17 protein-coding genes are annotated in these 17,546 nt (G+C 47.0%); 9 read left to right on the top strand and 8 right to left on the bottom strand.

Annotated elements, in window-relative coordinates:
- Positions 1-38: 38 nt before the first annotated feature.
- From AUC31_RS13820 to AUC31_RS13810, 3 genes are all read right to left on the bottom strand, one after another.
- Positions 39-416 (bottom strand): hypothetical protein, encoded by a 378-nt coding sequence (locus tag AUC31_RS13820; RefSeq protein WP_058382631.1) that lies wholly within the window; start codon positions 414-416, stop codon positions 39-41.
- Positions 417-608: 192 nt separating this feature from the next.
- Positions 609-1,391, bottom strand: a complete 783-nt coding sequence (locus AUC31_RS13815) for an alpha/beta hydrolase (RefSeq protein WP_058382632.1) — start codon at positions 1,389-1,391, stop codon at positions 609-611.
- 314 nt (positions 1,392-1,705) lie between these two features.
- On the bottom strand, positions 1,706-2,068 hold the full coding sequence (locus tag AUC31_RS13810; protein ID WP_058382633.1) for a cyclic-phosphate processing receiver domain-containing protein: 363 nt from the start codon (positions 2,066-2,068) through the stop codon (positions 1,706-1,708).
- A gap of 193 nt (positions 2,069-2,261) precedes the next feature.
- Between AUC31_RS13810 and AUC31_RS13805 the strand changes: the two genes are divergently transcribed.
- From AUC31_RS13805 to AUC31_RS13790, 4 genes are read left to right on the top strand one after another with little or no spacing between them, the layout of a single operon-like run.
- A complete protein-coding gene (locus AUC31_RS13805) occupies positions 2,262-2,660 on the top strand; it encodes a (deoxy)nucleoside triphosphate pyrophosphohydrolase (protein WP_058382634.1) in 399 nt (132 codons plus the stop codon).
- 27 nt (positions 2,661-2,687) lie between these two features.
- Positions 2,688-5,576: a DEAD/DEAH box helicase gene (locus AUC31_RS13800; RefSeq protein WP_058382635.1), complete on the top strand. Its 2,889-nt coding sequence runs from the start codon at positions 2,688-2,690 to the stop codon at positions 5,574-5,576.
- Positions 5,577-5,602: 26 nt separating this feature from the next.
- The gene (locus AUC31_RS13795) at positions 5,603-5,929 is read left to right on the top strand and encodes a nucleoside triphosphate pyrophosphohydrolase (RefSeq protein WP_058382636.1); all 327 of its coding nucleotides are present in this window, start codon (positions 5,603-5,605) and stop codon (positions 5,927-5,929) included.
- Complete coding sequence (locus AUC31_RS13790) at positions 5,922-8,342, top strand: DEAD/DEAH box helicase family protein (RefSeq protein WP_058382637.1); 2,421 nt, start codon at positions 5,922-5,924, stop codon at positions 8,340-8,342. Before AUC31_RS13795 ends, AUC31_RS13790 begins: the two co-directional genes overlap by 8 nt.
- 308 nt (positions 8,343-8,650) lie before the next feature.
- On the opposite strand, the gene AUC31_RS13785 is transcribed toward AUC31_RS13790, so the two are convergent.
- Complete coding sequence (locus AUC31_RS13785) at positions 8,651-9,205, bottom strand: hypothetical protein (protein ID WP_058382638.1); 555 nt, start codon at positions 9,203-9,205, stop codon at positions 8,651-8,653.
- 256 nt (positions 9,206-9,461) lie between these two features.
- On the opposite strand from AUC31_RS13785, the gene AUC31_RS13780 reads away from it, so the two are divergent.
- The gene (locus AUC31_RS13780; RefSeq protein ID WP_058382639.1) at positions 9,462-9,896 is read left to right on the top strand and encodes a DUF4357 domain-containing protein; all 435 of its coding nucleotides are present in this window, start codon (positions 9,462-9,464) and stop codon (positions 9,894-9,896) included.
- A 164-nt stretch (positions 9,897-10,060) separates the two neighbouring features.
- Here the strand turns inward: AUC31_RS13780 and AUC31_RS13775 are convergent, their stop codons facing one another.
- Together AUC31_RS13775 and AUC31_RS13770 are read right to left on the bottom strand one after the other, a co-directional pair.
- The gene (locus AUC31_RS13775) at positions 10,061-11,074 is read right to left on the bottom strand and encodes a DNA/RNA non-specific endonuclease (protein ID WP_237150620.1); all 1,014 of its coding nucleotides are present in this window, start codon (positions 11,072-11,074) and stop codon (positions 10,061-10,063) included.
- A gap of 277 nt (positions 11,075-11,351) precedes the next feature.
- Positions 11,352-11,897 carry a plastocyanin/azurin family copper-binding protein gene (locus AUC31_RS13770; RefSeq protein ID WP_058382640.1) on the bottom strand — a complete coding sequence of 182 codons (546 nt, stop codon included), beginning with the start codon at positions 11,895-11,897 and terminating at the stop codon, positions 11,352-11,354.
- Positions 11,898-12,160: 263 nt separating this feature from the next.
- Here AUC31_RS13770 and AUC31_RS13765 point away from each other — a divergent pair, with 263 nt between their 5' ends.
- Together AUC31_RS13765 and AUC31_RS13760 are read left to right on the top strand one after the other, a co-directional pair.
- Complete coding sequence (locus AUC31_RS13765; RefSeq protein ID WP_058382641.1) at positions 12,161-13,276, top strand: MBL fold metallo-hydrolase; 1,116 nt, start codon at positions 12,161-12,163, stop codon at positions 13,274-13,276.
- Positions 13,277-13,373: 97 nt separating this feature from the next.
- Positions 13,374-13,730: a hypothetical protein gene (locus tag AUC31_RS13760; protein ID WP_058382642.1), complete on the top strand. Its 357-nt coding sequence runs from the start codon at positions 13,374-13,376 to the stop codon at positions 13,728-13,730.
- 52 nt (positions 13,731-13,782) lie between these two features.
- Here the strand turns inward: AUC31_RS13760 and AUC31_RS13755 are convergent, their stop codons facing one another.
- Together AUC31_RS13755 and AUC31_RS13750 are read right to left on the bottom strand one after the other, a co-directional pair.
- Positions 13,783-14,811, bottom strand: a complete 1,029-nt coding sequence (locus AUC31_RS13755; protein WP_058382643.1) for an ABC transporter permease — start codon at positions 14,809-14,811, stop codon at positions 13,783-13,785.
- Positions 14,808-15,530, bottom strand: coding sequence for an ABC transporter ATP-binding protein (locus AUC31_RS13750; RefSeq protein ID WP_058382644.1), 723 nt, complete (start codon positions 15,528-15,530; stop codon positions 14,808-14,810). The genes AUC31_RS13755 and AUC31_RS13750 overlap by 4 nt, the downstream gene beginning before the upstream one ends.
- A gap of 223 nt (positions 15,531-15,753) precedes the next feature.
- On the opposite strand from AUC31_RS13750, the gene AUC31_RS13745 reads away from it, so the two are divergent.
- Entirely contained in the window at positions 15,754-16,383 is a 630-nt protein-coding gene (locus AUC31_RS13745; RefSeq protein ID WP_058382645.1) for a TetR/AcrR family transcriptional regulator, read from the top strand.
- A gap of 90 nt (positions 16,384-16,473) precedes the next feature.
- Complete coding sequence (locus tag AUC31_RS13740) at positions 16,474-17,541, top strand: aldo/keto reductase (RefSeq protein WP_058382646.1); 1,068 nt, start codon at positions 16,474-16,476, stop codon at positions 17,539-17,541.
- The last annotated feature ends 5 nt before the right edge of the window (positions 17,542-17,546 follow it).

Raw genomic sequence — 17,546 nt, 5'->3', positions numbered from 1 at the left:
TAAATACCAAGACTACCTATCATTTTGTATAAAAACGTTTATTCCAGCGTTTGCTCATCCTGCTCTTTTTCCTTTTTATAATCACGCCACCCCAGCCACAAAATGATTCCCCAGAAGACCCAAAGGAAGGGGCTTGTGACAGAGAGGCCGCTCTCTGAGTCGCCGCCAAGTATCGTCAATAAAATCATTACAAGCATAGGATAGACAGCCAACAATATTAATTCATGGAGCCTAAAGCGTTTCTCCAGTTCAGGGTTATGCGTTAGTAAGCTCACAAGAAACAAAACCCCAAGCAGCGCATACAATGACCATACCGGAATTCCTAAAGAATTGAGTGCGCCCGGAAAGTAATCGTCCACCAACAGCAAAGTTATATCGACAAGCAAAACGATGCCGAGCAACCAGTAAGTTTTCATGCATTATTCTCCTTTCCTGGAATATAACCCTCTTTCTTCCAGTATAACAGAGGATAGATTGGAATATTACGGAAGGTGGGTGCTTTGCACGTGGTAAATATGGGTTTCTCAATCGGCCACTGAGTATTCTTCAATTGGATAAAGGATAAAACTTTTTTATATGTATAGTCAGTTCCCTCGAGTAACTGAGTTCTAGTTCTCACGGAAATCATTTGATGTTAAAAATCCAAATACACTCGGGACCCTTTCTTTAAAATACGAATAATTATGTTCCGCATCATCAATGATTTCGAATTGAGTATTAGGGATTTTTTCTTTTAGTAGTTCATAGACCATTTGATTGGAAGCTAGAAATTTCTGGCTCACTTCCGTGTCAACTCCCGCTTCCTTGGATCCGCAATCCATATACACACTTTCAACCAGCGACAGATCCGTCTGCTCGATCAACTTCATGATTTCTTCTTGATTGCGGTAAAAGGCAGAAGACAGGACAGCTATGTGGTTAAAAATGTGAGGGTAGCGGCACATAGCGTAAACAGAGATAAGGCCGCCTAAAGAAATACCGGCCATCGCGCTCTGATTTCGGATTGTGCGGTATTTGCTGTCTATCAGCGGCTTTAGTTCGCTGACAATAAAATCCACGTAGTGCATGCCCTTTCCGCCTTTTGTGCTCTCTTTGCCTAATATGCTTTTGCTGTATTCACCGCTTACCCAAGGACAATACTCATCAATTCTTGCCTGCGGATTTTGATCGACTGCAACCACGATAAGGTCCAATTCATGTGCATCCAAATAATTTTCAAGATCCAAAGATTTCCCACCAATCGCCTCCAAGTCTTGGAACACATTCTGCCCATCGTGCATATACAACACGGGATAGTTCTTCTTTTCTGTCGAATAGCTTTTTGGCAGATATACCCGGATTAATCTTTCTTGCTTGAATGAAGAGATATATGTATGAAATGTTTCTAACAAAGCCGCACCTCCTTTATAACTGCTTAGAATGACTGGCTGTATAGATATCTATTATTAGATATTGTACGCCATTTCAAATGGCTGTCGATTATCTTTCCTTTCCATAGCGAAAAAAAGTCGAGTTTAGATATTAGAAGTATTTCATAATAATGGGGCAGATCGGTTTAAACAAAATGAAAACAGAAACAGCAAAAGACGCCTCCATAAATGCGGCAAGCATTTAACAAGAAGGCGTCTTTGCCTTTGGTTTAGGGTGAGCAAGTTTGTTGAAGAAATCAAAGCAGTAAATCTAAAAAATTTTAACTCAGAGTGTTTTAATCACCAGAATAACGGTTCACCGTAATCGAATAGTGATAGATCTCAATATCTGGAGCGATAAAGCCTCTCCGCTGGGCACCTTTCAAAGTATGGTACATATTCTCCCGACCGGCCCCATTGTCCGTGTGAATGTAAATCCTATCGGCATGATAACCTCGCTCGCAAAACAATTTGACCAAATCATATCCAGTTGGCAGCAGTTGGCCGTCTGCATCTTCCCCAAGGTCATGGTCTAAAGACAGGATTTTCACCTTATAGTTTTCGAGGTAATCAATCGCCTCGTCTATATTCCTCGCTACTACATAACCTTCTGGGCAATCCCTCAAATCGTCGACATACAAATTGATTTCTTTTTTCATGGACTTCATCCTCCTCGATTTTAACGTTTTTGGGTAGTTTTTAGTGAGTTTCATTATACAGAACAAATGTTCTTTTTGATAGAAGGAATGAAAATTTAACGTTAAATTTAGTTGGATTTCAAATTTAAAATAGGGGATATTTTACATATGTTATGATAGGTGAAAATGATCAGTGAAGGGAAGAAAGAAACTAATGAAAAAAGACATTCATGTCGTAGGAGCGGTCATTATCGACAATGGCCGGATTCTTTGCGCGAAGCGTGGAATGGAGAAAAGTCTTCCCGGTTTATGGGAGTTTCCAGGAGGCAAAATCGAACAAGGCGAGACTCCACAGGAGAGCTTAAGGCGCGAAATTCAAGAAGAAATGCATTGCGAAGTCGAGATTGGTGAGCAAGTTGAACATACGAGCTATGAATACGATTTTGGAATCGTTCATTTGCAAACCTACTATTGTAAACTCACTAAAGGCACACCGGTATTGACGGAGCACACTGAGATTAAATGGTTGGCGGCACACGAACTACCGAGCTTAGACTGGGCGCCGGCGGATATTCCAGCAATTGAGAAACTGGCGGCAACGTTCGTCAATTAAATCTTCACAAGGATAAGGGGAATGGGCATGGATATTGCAAAAGAATTGAGTGCATCCTTACAAAGAGGCTTTATCGACCGTGATTACCAAACGACGGATCGCTTTAAGCCGAAATTGCTGATTAACAACACAGCTTCTAATCATTACGTACTCAATACCTTATTAGAAGAGCTGGACCAATGTACGTCCTTTTTGTTTTCCGTAGCATTTGTTACAGAAAGTGGCCTCGCGACATTGAAATCGCATTTAGCGGATTTAGACCGAAAAGGAATCAAAGGTCGTATTTTAACATCGACTTTTCTAAGTTTTAATCACCCGAAAATCTTTAAAGAGCTTTTGAAAATTACCAATGTCGAAGTTCGTTTATCGAATAAAAAAGGCTTCCACTCAAAAGGTTATATTTTCACACATGATACCCATCAAACTTTGATCGTCGGCAGCTCCAATTTAACGGCTCAAGCTTTAAAAGTGAACTATGAATGGAATATCAAACTTACCTCCCATAGTAATGGAGAACTCATTCATCATTTCAACGAGCAGTTTGAAGTGGTATGGAACGAAGCGGAAGTGCTAACAGAAACGTGGATCCATAACTACGAAAAACAGTACGTTCCGATTGAATACCGTAAGGATGCCAAACAAGTTGCGGAGTTTCCAGAAGTCTACACACCCAATCCAGTAGAAGATGCCATACATATTGAGCCAAATAAAATGCAAGTAAGCGCATTGCATCAAATCGAAAGTGTACGCGAAGCAGGCCATCAAAAAGGCTTGGTCGTTTCTGCGACCGGAACAGGAAAAACTTATTTATCCGCCTTTGATGTCCGCAGCTTTGCGCCAAAGCGTATGCTATTTATCGTTCACCGTGAACAAATTTTGCAAAAAGCCAAACAAGATTATATGAAGATCTTAGGTGGAGTAGAAGAAGAGTTTGGCTTTTTATCCGGTAGTCGCCGGGATCTACATGCACGCTATGTGTTCGCAACCATTCAAACGCTATCGAGAGAAGAAACTTTGCGCCAGTTGGATCCGAAAAGCTTTGATTATATTCTGATCGACGAAGTCCATAAAGCAGGTGCTCATTCGTATCAGCGTGTGATCGATCATTTCGAGCCGCAATTTTTACTTGGCATGACCGCAACGCCTGAACGGACTGATGATTTTAATATTTTTGAGCTGTTTGATTACAATATCGCGTATGAGATTCGACTACAGGAAGCATTGGAAGAAGATATGCTCTGTCCGTTTCATTATTTCGGCGTGACAGAGCTCGAATACGATGAAGGCGTTATTGATGAAGCGACTGCCTTTTCCAAGCTTGTGGCAGAAGAACGCGTCGATCATATTCTGCAAAAGATCGATTACTACGGACATTCAGGCGAAAAATTGAGAGGCTTGATGTTTTGCAGTCGCAAAGATGAAGCGCATCAATTGTCTCAGGCGTTTAATGAAAGAGGACTGAAAACCGTCGCCTTAACGGGGGATACTTCTCAAGAAGAACGTCTTCGCCAAGTCGAACGGCTCGAAAATGGTCTTCTTGATTACATCCTGACCGTTGATATCTTTAATGAAGGAATCGATATTCCAAGTGTTAACCAAGTGGTCATGCTGCGGCAAACGCAATCGAGCATTATCTTTATCCAGCAATTGGGCCGTGGACTGCGTAAGCATGACTCAAAAGAATTCGTGACGATCATCGATTTCATTGGTAACTATAAAAATAACTACCTGATTCCGATGGCTTTATCTGACGATCGCTCTCAAAATAAAGACAATATCCGTCGTTCATTAAAAGATACCAATTACATCACGGGCGTTTCCACGGTGAATTTTGAAATGATCGCCAAAAATCGTATATTCCAAGCGATTTCCAATAGTAAGCTGACGGATCTCAAGGTATTAAGAGAAGCGTATATCGCGCTGAAAAACCGCATCGGTCACATTCCTTCGATGCATGATTTTACCTTGCACAACTCGATCGATCCGCTCGTCATCGTTCAAAAATACAATACTTATCATCAGTTTCTGTTAAAGCTGAAAGAAGTGGATCCGTTATGGGGAGCGTACGAAGAACAAGTGATGACGATGCTGTCGCTGGAGATTTTAAACGGCAAGCGCGTGCATGAAATCGTACTTGCGGAAATGCTTTTGCAAAAAGGAGACGTTTCGATAGAAGAGTACCAGCAGCAATTGAATGCTGAAGGGATTTCCTGGAACGACCAAACCTTCCGTTCGGTCATGCGCGTATTTACTTTAGAGTTTTTCAATCAAAGTGGAAAGACCAAGTATGGAAAAAAACCACTCATTGAACGACAAGGGAACTTGCTTGGATGGAACGAAAAAATCCAAAACAGTTTACGAGAAAACAGTTCCTTTAGAAATGCAGTAGGAGACTTGCTCGCTACCGCAAGACAGCATAGTGTGCGATATAATCAACAGCAAGCACTCACCCTGCATAAAAAATACACCCGCAAGGATGTCTGTCGCTTGTTGAACTGGGACAATGACGAGAGTTCCACTATTTATGGATATAAAACCAAGCACGGCACCTGTCCGATCTTTGTGACCTATCACAAAAGTGAAAAAGTTGAATCGAGTGTCGCGTACGGAGATGAACTGATCAATCAAGAGACGATGCACTGGTTTACGCGCAGTAATCGAAGCCTAGCCTCAGACGAAGTCAAAAAGATCCTTGAAGCTAGCGAAAACGGGACGGACATCCACATTTTCGTCAAAAAAGACGACGATGAGGGTGGTGACTTCTACTATTTAGGTAGAGCGTTGCCTGATACAAATTCCGTCCAAGAATCCCTTATGAAAGACAAAAACCACCGGGATATCCCAGTGGTTCAGATGGATATGAAGTTGGAGAATTCGGTAGAGCAGAAGCTTTATCGGTATTTGGTGGAGTCTTAATAAATTATTTGAAAAGGAGAATAGTTATGCCTACCTACAATAAATTAGTCAGAGACAAAATCCCACAAGTAATCGAAAACAGCGGTCTTCAATTTAAAACCCGCATTTTATCAGAAGAAGAATACAGAACAGAAGTAACGAAGAAACTCACTGAGGAGCTCCGTGAATTTGAAGAAACTGATAATCCAAAAGACGCGGTCGAAGAGCTCGCAGACATCCTTGAACTAATTCATGCTGCTGCTGAACTCAATGGATCTTCATTCGAAGAAGTTGAAGAAGTCCGTGTGAAAAAAGCCGAGAAGCGCGGCGGATTTAAAGAAAGAATCTTTTTAATCGAGGTTGAAGATGAGTAAACTGCAGTTGGTGACCTCGCAACTCATAGGCCACTTGGGTCGGTTATCAAAAGAGGCTGTAGAAATCAACTGGATCACCGCGTTTGCAATGAAGTCGGGTGTGAGAATCGTGACACCATTTTTGAAAGAAGCAGCGGACCGAGGTGTGCCAATCAAGCTATTGATTGGTGACTACCTCTTCGTAACCCAACCGGAAGCACTTGGGATCTTGCTCGAAGAATTACCTTCTGCTGAAATTCGCCTATGGAAAAGTGGAGGTGCTTCCTTTCATCCAAAGTCATATTTATTCCGCGGTGAGGAAACGTCGCATCTGATCGTTGGATCGTCCAATCTATCCCGCTCCGCATTGACCGAAGGGGTGGAATGGAATTTGATCGCTCCGACCTCAGTAGATGAGACGGTATTTGATGAAGCGGCCGAGCAGTTTTTAGCGCATTTCTATGCGGATGAGACGATTCCTCTCAACAAAGAAACACTTCAGGAATATAAAGCGCTTCATGAGAAAGCGAATCTCAAACGGCCTATCAGCCCTGTGTGGTCAGAAGCGGAAGAAACCGGTCTTATGCTTGGTTCATCACAGCCCCAGGAAATTATTGAAACAGAAGCACCTTACATAACCGAGTTAGAGCCTCGACCTGCCCAGCAGGAAGCGCTCGATGCACTTGATACTGTTATAGAAGAAGAGTACACTCGCGCGATGGCTGTACTTGCGACAGGGCTCGGGAAAACCTATCTCGCGGCATTTTTTGCGAAAAAATTCAAGCGAGTGTTGTTCGTCGCCCATCGCCAGGAGATTCTCTTGCAGGCAAAAGAGTCTTTCCAGAAAATTCATCCCAATAAAAAATCTGCTTTCTACCATGCAACTGAAAAAGACACATCCGCGGATTTTCTGTTTGCTTCCATCTATACATTGGGAAGTGAGTATCACTTGGATCAATTTGAGCGGGATGCGTTCGATTTAATTGTGGTGGATGAATTCCACCATGCAGCTTCTCCGACTTACAGAAGGTTGCTGGAGCATTTCGACCCGCAGTTTTTGCTCGGAATTACGGCAACGCCCGACCGGATGGACAATCAGGATGTATACGCGTTATGCGATGGCAACGTCGCGATTTCCATTCATTTCCTCGATGCCATCGAACGCAATTGGCTGGCGCCGTTTCTTTATTTTGGCGTATACGACAATACCGATTACTCGAAGATTCGCTGGATCGGGAACCGCTATGATGAAGAGGAACTGCTTCAGGTGCAGTTGAGGGAAGACTATGCTGAAGCGGTATTTGAAGCGTGGAAAAAGCATAAACAGACGCGCACGATTGTCTTTTGTTCGACGGTCCGGCAGACACAGTTTATGGATCAATTTTTTCGGGAGCGCGGCATTCGTTCGATGAGTTTATCGGGTGGCACGCCTGCAGAAGAGCGAAAAGCGGCGAGAGCTAAGTTGGATTCAGGAGACTTGGAAATTATCTTCACGGTCGACTTGTTCAATGAAGGCGTCGATATTCCGAAAGTCGATACCTTGCTGTTCATCCGACCGACCGAGTCGCTTACGGTTTACACTCAACAAATCGGCCGGGGACTGCGCATTGCGGACGAAAAGGATCATTGCGTGATTATTGACTTTATCGGTAATTACCGCAACGCGGATTTGAAGCTATCCGTATTCGATACAGCGCCGCAGACTAAAGGAAAAGCTCAAGGCGTCGAGCCTTTGGTCCCTGCGAATTGCGATTTCAATTTAGAATTGGCAGTCGTCAATTTATTGGAAGAACTGCGGAAAAAACGCGCACCTAGAAAAGAAGCAATGGTTCTTGCTTACCGTGAATTAAAACGGGAGCTCGGCAGGCGTCCCACTTATTTGGAATTTCATCTCCAAGGGACTGCGGATTCGAAAACGATTAGGCAGGAATTTGGCAGCTGGTTCGGCCTGCTCGCTTATGCGGCGGAGCTGAATGCAGATGAGATTGAAGTATGGACAAAGCACCAGAATTGGTTTTTAGAAGTCGAGAAGACTGGCATGAACAAAAGCTATAAGATGGTCGTCTTGAGCTATATGCTGTCAAAAGGCGTGGAGAGCTGGCTTGAACCAATCACGCCAGTAGAAGCCGCTCCATACTTTCATGAGTTCTTGACGGCTAAACAATACCGTTTGAATGCTGATTTCAATGATGTACAGAGCAGAAAGCTCAGAGACTACGATGAAAAGAAAATTGCAGATCTGATTGAGCGCATGCCGATGACGAAATGGAGCGGCAGTGCGAAAGATGGCTTGGTGACATTCAATGATAATTTGTTTTCATTGAATCTATCGCCAAGTAATGAACATCGGAGAATTCTTTATGATTGGACAAAGGCAATTGCGGAATATCGGCTGCATGCTTATTTTGCACGTGATAACACGAATAAAACCTAAGAAGGCACAAATAAAGCAACGGAGTTGGGGCTTCATTTGTGTATTTCCTGGTTTTTTTTGAGAGCATGCGATAAACAAAAATTACGAGAAAATTTGAACTCACAGAAGTAGACTACTAATGAAGGGGAATTAATTTTTAATTACACTAATTAAAGTTGGACTATTATAGTTTTACGAAAAAATATAATTTAATAAAATCCAGCGCTAATAGAATTTTTTTGAAAATGGATTGATAGGCTGAAAAACAATGAGTTTAAAGTTTTTATCGCATTGTCAACGATTTCTATCTTTGTAGTGAAAAGTATTTGCTAAAATCCTAGTGAATTTTCATATGCTTCAATATCATCCATAGAATCGATACTGTGACGGTTCCCCATCTTTAGGTTTTCTTCAAATTTGGTTGTTTGGCGAATACCGTTGTCACCAAGTTCTGAAATAATAGCTCGACAGTAACTGATACGCCGATCAATCGCCAGTAAAGAGTTTTCTTGAAAAGATTTTAGATGCGATAAATTTCCGGTCAGACCTTCCATAGGAAGCTCTTCCACAGTTTTTTTCATTTCTTCATGCTTATCGATGAAAAGTATCATGCAATTATACATTTCTTCTCGGTCATACGCATCGATTTCAAAGCATTGGTTTATCATTTCATCGTGTGTTTCATCGTATTCTGTCCATACTTGTGTAACCACGGGTCTAGTGTATTCTAAATAATATTCTTCTGGACTTAGTACTGTTTCAGTTTTTTCAGTATCTGCTGTATTCACTACTTCTTGAACATCTTCTTGAGAGTCGGCAACACAACCACTCAATCCAAATAAGATGAGCCCAAAAAACATGATAAATATCCAGACACTTCTCATTATCATCCCTCTTTTCAGTAGTAATATTATCTTTAATTTTATCATAATATTCAGATTTTAATAAGTTTTTATCCAGTTAAATTGAACATCTAGTCTTATAACACACCAATAATATTCAAACGAAGCTGCTGATGATTTAAATTTCAAAAGTAACAACAAAATTTTTAAAAAAACTTTCACAATCCTGTCTCCTTTTTCGCAGTTTCCATCTATCTAAGAGATGAAAGGCATTTTTCTTAGAATAGGAGGAAGGCTGATGGAAAAGGAGTTTTTTGTTGCGGCGATTGAGCATCCGGAGTTTGGGGAAGTGTACCGCTTTTTTGAGGTGGATCCGGCGACGGGGGAAGAGCAGGCGGTCGATCCGTTTGATAGCGGCATGGTGAAGCTTTATCATGAGACGCCGCCGGAATTGTTCTACATCACGTCGAAACGTGGGGCGGATGCGAGCGGGTTTTACCAAGGGGAGCAGTTTGTCGTGCAGCGCGGCTCGAAGTTTGCGGGATCGACCACGCCGAAATGCCCGAAGCGTTATTTGAAGCTGCGGGAAGAGCTATTGTTGTCGGGCAAATTGATGCCGCTCGGCCACCAGTATTTGGTGATGGAAGATGTGGAATTTGCATCCCCTTTAATTGCGATGGGGGTGGCGATCGGCGGATGGGCGAAAGGCGCGCATGATTGGAAGAAGATTTAAGTGCCGGATTATATGAAGATGATTCCCAGTGCACAACTGAATAGGAGACGGCAAAAGCATCGCCTGGAGCGGTGCTTTTTTGCGTTTTTCCACAAAGAAAAAACACTGAAAAGATCTCAGTGTTTTCTTAGGCTAATTTTGAGGTGCACTTACTGTACCTAACTTTATTCCCCAACCATCCCGTCTCCATCTCTATCGTCCATATGCGGATATAGCCAATGGTCGCTCATGATCGGCATGGTGAAGCCGGCGTCTTTCGCTTCTTGAATCGTCACTTGGCCGTTGCCGTTGGCGTCGACGCTCGAGACGTCACCGCTTGCCGCTGGACTGCTCGTTTCCGGAGCGCTTGCTTCCGCTTCTGCGGGCTCGCTGTCGGTCAAGCCGAGAGAGGCGTTGACTTCATCGGGGTTGACGTTATCAAATGTGTCGACCACTTCGTTGCCTCTGACGGTATAGCTGTATTGGTAGCTGGAAGGCACTTGCGTTTCGGTATCGGGATAGGTGATGATGGCTTCAAAATCCGTGGCGCCGCCCGCATCACGAATGACGTCTTCCATATACGCCTGGTCGCCGTGGCGGTTGAGCGTGCTTTCTTGCGGCGTGATGTTATAGGCGTTCGAGACCCCGCCGAGTGAATCGGCGATGACGTGCCCTTCGTCCAAGATGTCACTTTCGACGCCTGGCACTTTGGCTTCGTCGGAATAGTAGCGGCCGGAATCTAATACATCTTCGCTCGTGTCATCTTGCAAAATAATTTCGTCCGCCGTGACGCGTTCTAATTGGCCGTGTTCATTCGTAAACGCCCAGTATTCGCGGTCGCCGTAGCCGACGGACACGACGGTTTTCGCTTCGCGGTGTCCGGACAGATCGCCGCCGTCGACTTCAACGAGTTCGTATCCTTCGAATTGTTCATCCACAGGTTCCACGGCTGGTGCCTCTGCTTCGGCTTCTTCTTCAACCGTCGTGTCGGCTTGTTCCGTGTCACTTGCGGCAGTTTCTTCCTCGTTGCTTGCTTCTGTCGCTTCGGTCTCGGCTTCCACTTCTTCCGTTGCTTCCGTTTCACCGGCCGCTTCTTGCTGCACCTCGGTTTCAGGTGTTGCGGCATTTTCTGTTTCCGTGCAGCCGGCCATAAAGATGGCCAATAGCAGGACAATCCAATAATTCAGTTGCTTTTTCAATTGGAGACACTCCTCTAGTTGTATGGTATTCGTTAAGGTTTTATCCGTTTCAATTGATACGTAGCGGTGAATGAAAGAAGAAATATCCTCCATTTTTATTTATTGTACCAATAATTTACATTGCGTGTGGAGTGAATTCCGATATCCCGATTCTCTAACAGATGTCGAACTTGATTTGTGGCAGTACCAGACAGCGCCTTTCTATAGAAAAATTCTCATAAAAAACAGCACGGACACTGGGGATCCTAGTGTCCGTGCTGTTTTGTGTAAAAGAGTTTTATTCAAACGCGACATTGTGCTGCACTTGGTCCTGGTTGGTCCATTCAATGGTCGTGCCCGGTGCGACGGTGATCGTTTCTTCGCCAAATTCATAATCGGCGATGTCGACGGAAACTTTATCCATAGCTTCTGCGCCTTCTTCGACGATGACCGTCATCTGCATGACTGGATGCGGTTCGCAGTAGATCGCGTATTCTCCGGCTTCATTGAACACAAAGCTGGTCATTTCGCCGTTCGACAACAAGTCGGAAGCTTCGCCGCTCATCGCTTCAGGGGCGCTTGCCTGTTCGCTGCTTTCGGCGTCTTCTGCAGGTTCTTCCTCCGCAGGCTCTTCAGCAGGCTCTTCTTCTGTAGAATCTTCTTCCGTTTCCGTTTCTTCTTCCATGTCTTCCATCGGTTCTTCTTCCGGCATTTCTTCTGTATCCGTGCTTTCCTCTTGTGCAGGAGCTTGCGTTTCTTCTTCAATGGCAGCGTCGTCTTGACCGCACGCGGCGAGTGACAGCATTCCGGCAGCGAGCAGTAAAGTGAATTTTTTGTTGGCCATGTTATTTCATCCTCCTCCTTGTAGTTGCTTCTTGCTTATAGAACGCAGCGGCAAGCGAAATAGATCAACTTTTATGGAAGGGGTTCGATTTTTTTGGGCGCACCGGGAAATGAATTCTCTCTTATGGTACAGCGTTTTCAAGAGTAGATGAGAATCTGTAAAAAGCCGTTTGAGCAGACATCCAATGAGGGAAAATAAAGCTATGGTGAAAACCAGAGAATCCTGCTTGCTGCAGTGAAATACATTTCGACATTGGAGGAGCCATGAAAAAATTGATATTGTATTCAGTTGCCGGCGCTGCGGCCGTCTCCGTTCTGTCGGGCGCTTTTTTAAAGCTCTACGCGCCGCTCGGGTCGACCCCCGATAAGCGCCAGCGGGACCGCTTTATGGGACTGGGCAATTACCGGGAAGGGAAATTCGCCAATGCGGATTCCACAGAGCCCGTCATTCGCATGTCAGAAGGCCTGTCGATGCTGAAGGATTCCATGCTCGCCGGTGACGTCCAGCGCAATCCTTTGGGGAAGTTGCCGGTAGCGGACATTGACTGGCAAGCCATCGACAATGTGCAAGATAGCGTGACTTGGTTCGGCCATTCGACCTTTTTATTGAGCATCGACGGGCTCAAACTGTTCGTCGATCCGATGCTCGGAAAACGGGCGTCTCCTTTGGCGTTTGTGGGAAGCGCGCGCTATAGCATGGACTGGCTGGAAATCGTCGAGCGGCTGCCGGAAATCGACGCGGTACTGCTGACGCATGACCATTACGACCACTTGGATTACGGATCGATCCGTGCGCTGGAAAGTAAAGTGGGGCATTTCTTCGTGCCGCTCGGTGTCGGGGCGCATCTTGAGCGCTGGGGAGTGGAAGCGGGACGTATCACCGAACTGGATTGGTGGGACGAAGCGGCGTTTAATGGCTTGACGCTCGTGTTGACACCGTCACAGCATTTCTCGGGGCGCGGCTTGTTCAACCGCAATTCGACTTTGTGGGGAGGCTGGGCCGTGCTTGGCAGCGAGACCCGTTTCTACACGAGCGGAGATGGCGGCTATGGCAGCCATTTCAAAGAAATTGGCGAACGTTACGGCCCGTTCGACCTCGTGTTGATGGAAGGCGGCCAGTACGACCCGCGCTGGGAAACTTCGCATATGGCGCCGGAGCAGTCGGTGCAGGCGGCGCTCGACGTTCATGGAGATAAGATGATGCTCGTTCACTGGGCGGCGTTCACTTTGGCGTTTCATAGCTGGACAGATCCAGTGGAGCGCGCCTCAAAAGAAGCGCAGCGTGCGGGTATGGATTTGTTGACGCCAAGAATCGGCGAGACGCTTTCTTTGGCCGGGCTTGATTCGTACACAACGGCGCGCTGGTGGGAACAGCAATAGCTGAACTTGTTCGCTTGAGCCGGTTTCCAAGATTTGAGATTCATGCGCCATTCTTCTAAAATGGGTGCATCACTAGAAATTCGGAAAGAGGGATAGTATGACATTGACCAAAATTTCCATGCCGGATGCGATCCGCATCGAAAAGGTTCGCCGGGAAGGCGTAGAAATCGGCGACCTTCTGAAAAACGATAATTTCGCATCGCTTGGAAGTGAGCTTGAGGCGGTATTCCGCGACGGCTACCAAGTGAAATTTTTGACGATCAACGGCGCGAAGAATCTGTTGCGCATCAAATTCGACCAGGAAGCGGATCTTGATTACACAGAGACCGAACACGGGCTGTCGGGCATTTCCATGGATGAAGCGCAAGTGGAAGCGTTCCGGCCGATCCTGTCCGATAATTGCCGCTTGGAACAAGAACCGAGCGGCTCGTACCAGATTCTTTGGGCCGAATAAGTTTTTAAACACACGAAAAAGCGGACGAGGCATAGGCTTCGTCCGCTTTTTTCTATAGTTTGCGGAATTTCTTCAAGGCTTGCGTGTTGATGACATACAGCACGAGCGCATAAATCGTGAGTCCGGCGAGATAGCTCCAGATGTCCGAGAACCCGTCGCCGTAGACCATGATACCTTTGATGGCGGCGGCTCCGTAATAAATCGGCATGATATAGGATAAGTGGCCGAGATGGTACGGGATCAAGTCCAACGGGATGAGCCCTGAGAAGAACACTTGCGGGATGATGGTGAACGGAATCAGTTGGACGACCTGCAGTTCGGAGCCCGCAAAAATGGATATGGTGGCGCCGAACGATACGGCGGTGACGGCGAGCAGCACCATCGTCAGCAGTACCCAGCCGATATTCCCTTCGTTGCTCAGCTGCAGCACGAACACTGCGTACAAGACGATAATGATCGCTTGGATGACGGCAAAGACACTATAGCCGAGTGTGTAGCCCGCAATGACTTCACCGCGCCGGATCGGCGTCATCATCAGGCGTTCGAGCGTCCCGCGGCTGCGCTCCCGCACGAGTGCCATCGCGGAAATGATGAACACGAAAAAGAACGAGAACAAGGCGAGAAAGACGTAGCCGAGCGAATCGAATAAACTCTGGTCTTGGGTGCCGTAAACATAGCTGACCTCTGCTTCAGCTGTTGGGTTGATGGTCGCCATCGCTTCTTGGATTTCGCTTATCGCCGTGGCGCCTTTTGTCGACGGTTCGTACAGCGTGATGTCCATTCCGGAATTTTCCGGGAAGCGCAGGACGGCGTCGATGTCTTCGTGCTGCTGCAAATAATCGAGTGCTTGATCGGCTTCGTCGGCGGTGATGTCGACCAGCTCGAGTTCCTGCTGTTCCAATGCATCGATGACGGGAGCGGGAACAGCGTCCGGGTCGATGGCGACCGTTGCGACGTAATCCGAATCGCCGAGCAGGAAGTAGACCAAGGTCAGGATCAACAGCGGGGCGACGAGGATGAGCATGACGCTGCGCTTGTCGTTGACGGTCTGGCGGATGACGCGTTTCGCTAGCTGGATCATGGGCGCGCCTCGCTTTCTGAAGCGGCGAAGAACAATTCTTCGATGCGGCCGCTTCCGGTTTTTTCGAGCAAACGGTCGACGCTGTCGTATTCGATGAGCTTGCCGTTGTACAATAGCGCCCCTTTATCGCATTCGATCACTTCGTCCATGACATGCGTCGAGACGATGATTGTCGTGCCCTGTGCTTTAAGTGCTTGGAACTGCGCCCAGATCTTGCGGCGCAGGACCGGGTCGATGCCGGCGGTCGGTTCGTCAAGGAACAGGATATCCGGCTCGTGCAAAATCGCGATGGCGAGCGACAAGCGTTTCTTCATGCCGCCGGAAAAATTCTTCACCAGTTTGCGTTTGTGATCGGTCAGTTCGACCATGTCGAGCACTTCGGCGATGCGCGCCTCACGTGTGCGTTTCGGGAGATGGTACAATCCGCCGAAAAACGCCAGATTGCCTTGTGCGGATAAATCCTCATACAAAGCGTCATTTTGCGGCATGAAGCCGAGCCGTTTGAGAATCGCCATATTCGGCATTTCGGTGTCGCCGAAACGGATCGTGCCGCTGTCTGCCGGCAATGCGCCGATCATCAAGCGGATCAAGGTCGTCTTGCCGGAACCGGACGGGCCGAGCAAGCAGCAGATTTCCCCCGCTGCAACGGTGAAGCTCACATCTTTGATGACGCACGCGTCGCCAAAACGTTTGTTGACATGCGAAAGCTGGATGTCCATAGGGTTTCCTCCTTTGTTTATTCGAGCACTGTTAGGTCTTGCATGGCGCTGTGCTGTTATTTGGGTTCAGTTGCGGCTAAGATAATAAACAAGCTGTCGTTTTAGTTCTTGGCTTCAGTATAATTCCTTGGCAATGGCGGAACAATAATCAAAAACAGGCAATGTGTTGCTTAAGCGACAGTGTGGGGAAAAGTGTCGGAAAACACACGGGGGAGGAATGGAAATGGACGGGAAACCAGCCGATTTACGCGTCATCCGGACGCAGCGGGCGATTCGGTCCGCTTTGATTGCATTGATTGAAGAAAAAGGCTTTGAGGCGATGAGCGTCAAGGACATTACTGAGCGCGCCAATATCAACCGCGGCACGTTTTACAGCCATTACGAGGACAAATACGATTTGATGGAGAAATGCCAGCAGCACTTGATCGAGGAGATGGAAATCAAGATCATCCGCAACATCCCGCAGCTCATCGAAGGCATGAAGCACATCCAGGATTTCGCGGTGCCGGTGCCGCTCTTTGAATTTCTCCATGACAATAAAAGTTTGATGAAGGCGTTATTGGGGCCAAAAGGCGATGCCGGCTTCCAGGTCAAAATGAAGGAATTCCTCAGTAAAGCACTGTTTGAGCGCAATCAAGACGTCCTATTCGGTGCCGGCGATTCACTCGTGCCGCCGCAATACTTGTCTGCCTATATCGCCTCGGCCCATATCGGCGTCATCCAGCAATGGCTAAACGGCGACACCGGCGAACCGCCGGAAGAAATCGCGCGCATCATTTCGACGATGACCATCAAGGGCCCGTTCTTTGCGGCCGGATTGACAGGCGGCAAGCCTGAAAAACCGCCGTACTAAGCCCGCGGTAATTTTTGTTTGTCGAGGGGGGCTAAGCGGGTAGAGAATGACTGACAGAAAAAACAGTTCGTTACTAGGAGGACCTTCATAATGGATTATATTAATCTAGGCAAATCGGGGCTGCGCGTCCCGAAATACATTCTCGGCACCGTCCCGTTCAGCGGCACGAACGGCTTTGAAGCGGCGGGCAATATCCAGGAAAACGAAGCGAGCCGCATGGTCGACATGTCGCTCGATGCGGGCATCAATATGTTCGATACCGCCAACTTGTATTCGCAAGGAAATGCCGAAAAAGTACTCGGCGCGGCAATTCGCGGCAAGCGCGATAAAGTATTGCTGACGTCGAAGACCGGATTTCCGTTTGACGAGCACCAAAATTCACGCGGCGCTTCGCGCATGAATCTATTGAAATCAATCGATGAATCGCTGATGCGCCTCGGCACCGATTACTTGGATTTGTATTTCGTCCATTTATGGGACGGCCAGACACCGGTCGAAGAGACGGTCGAGACGATGAACGACTTGATCAAAGCCGGCAAGATCCGCCATTGGGGTGTGTCGAACTACAGTGGATGGGCGCTTGCGAAGACGCACACATTCGCTGAACAAAACGGCAAGATTCCGCCTGCAACGCAGCAGATCTACTACACGCCGGAAGCGCGCGAAGCAGAATACGAATTGCTTCCGGCCGGTGCAGAACTTGGCGTCAGCTCGATGATCTGGAGCCCGCTCGGTGAAGGCTTATTGAACGGCAAGATCGGCCGCGGCAAGGAAGCGCCGAAAGATACGCGCCAAGGCGGCGGCTGGCCTGAGCCTTGGATACAAGACGAAGAGCGCTTGTACCAAGTGATCGATGCGCTTGAGGAAGTGGCCGCAAACCATAACGCAAGTGTTCCGCAAATCGCCTATGCGTGGGTGCGCGACCGCCCGAACGTCGGCCCGATCGTCATCGCCGCGCGCAACGAAGCGCAATTGCAGGAAAACATCGCGTCCTATAAAATCAAGCTGAAGCAAGACGAGCATAGCCTGATTGAAAAAGCGGCGCGTCCGGTCCCGATCTACCCGAACTGGCACCGTGCGATGAGCGCGCCCGAAATGGCGAGCCCATCCGAGATTGGCTATTTGAAAGGCTATAAGGATTCCATGGGAATTAAATAATTCCA

The organism is Planococcus rifietoensis (genome assembly GCF_001465795.2).
Lineage (GTDB): Bacteria > Bacillota > Bacilli > Bacillales_A > Planococcaceae > Planococcus > Planococcus rifietoensis.
This window is presented reverse-complemented; position numbering and strand designations above follow the sequence as displayed.

Bases quoted from the DNA above. Each gene is read 5' to 3' on its own strand.
- AUC31_RS13780 (WP_058382639.1), top strand. From the start codon at position 9,462: ATGGAAAAGGAGTTTTTTGTTGCGGCGATTGAGCATCCGGAGTTTGGG.
- AUC31_RS13795 (WP_058382636.1), top strand. From the start codon at position 5,603: ATGCCTACCTACAATAAATTAGTCAGAGACAAAATCCCACAAGTAATC.
- AUC31_RS13770 (WP_058382640.1), bottom strand. From the start codon at position 11,897: ATGGCCAACAAAAAATTCACTTTACTGCTCGCTGCCGGAATGCTGTCA.
- AUC31_RS13820 (WP_058382631.1), bottom strand. From the start codon at position 416: ATGAAAACTTACTGGTTGCTCGGCATCGTTTTGCTTGTCGATATAACT.
- AUC31_RS13740 (WP_058382646.1), top strand. From the start codon at position 16,474: ATGGATTATATTAATCTAGGCAAATCGGGGCTGCGCGTCCCGAAATAC.
- AUC31_RS13805 (WP_058382634.1), top strand. From the start codon at position 2,262: ATGAAAAAAGACATTCATGTCGTAGGAGCGGTCATTATCGACAATGGC.
- AUC31_RS13785 (WP_058382638.1), bottom strand. From the start codon at position 9,205: ATGAGAAGTGTCTGGATATTTATCATGTTTTTTGGGCTCATCTTATTT.
- AUC31_RS13755 (WP_058382643.1), bottom strand. From the start codon at position 14,811: ATGATCCAGCTAGCGAAACGCGTCATCCGCCAGACCGTCAACGACAAG.
- AUC31_RS13810 (WP_058382633.1), bottom strand. From the start codon at position 2,068: ATGAAAAAAGAAATCAATTTGTATGTCGACGATTTGAGGGATTGCCCA.
- AUC31_RS13745 (WP_058382645.1), top strand. From the start codon at position 15,754: ATGGACGGGAAACCAGCCGATTTACGCGTCATCCGGACGCAGCGGGCG.
- AUC31_RS13750 (WP_058382644.1), bottom strand. From the start codon at position 15,530: ATGGACATCCAGCTTTCGCATGTCAACAAACGTTTTGGCGACGCGTGC.
- AUC31_RS13790 (WP_058382637.1), top strand. From the start codon at position 5,922: ATGAGTAAACTGCAGTTGGTGACCTCGCAACTCATAGGCCACTTGGGT.
- AUC31_RS13765 (WP_058382641.1), top strand. From the start codon at position 12,161: ATGAAAAAATTGATATTGTATTCAGTTGCCGGCGCTGCGGCCGTCTCC.
- AUC31_RS13760 (WP_058382642.1), top strand. From the start codon at position 13,374: ATGACATTGACCAAAATTTCCATGCCGGATGCGATCCGCATCGAAAAG.
- AUC31_RS13800 (WP_058382635.1), top strand. From the start codon at position 2,688: ATGGATATTGCAAAAGAATTGAGTGCATCCTTACAAAGAGGCTTTATC.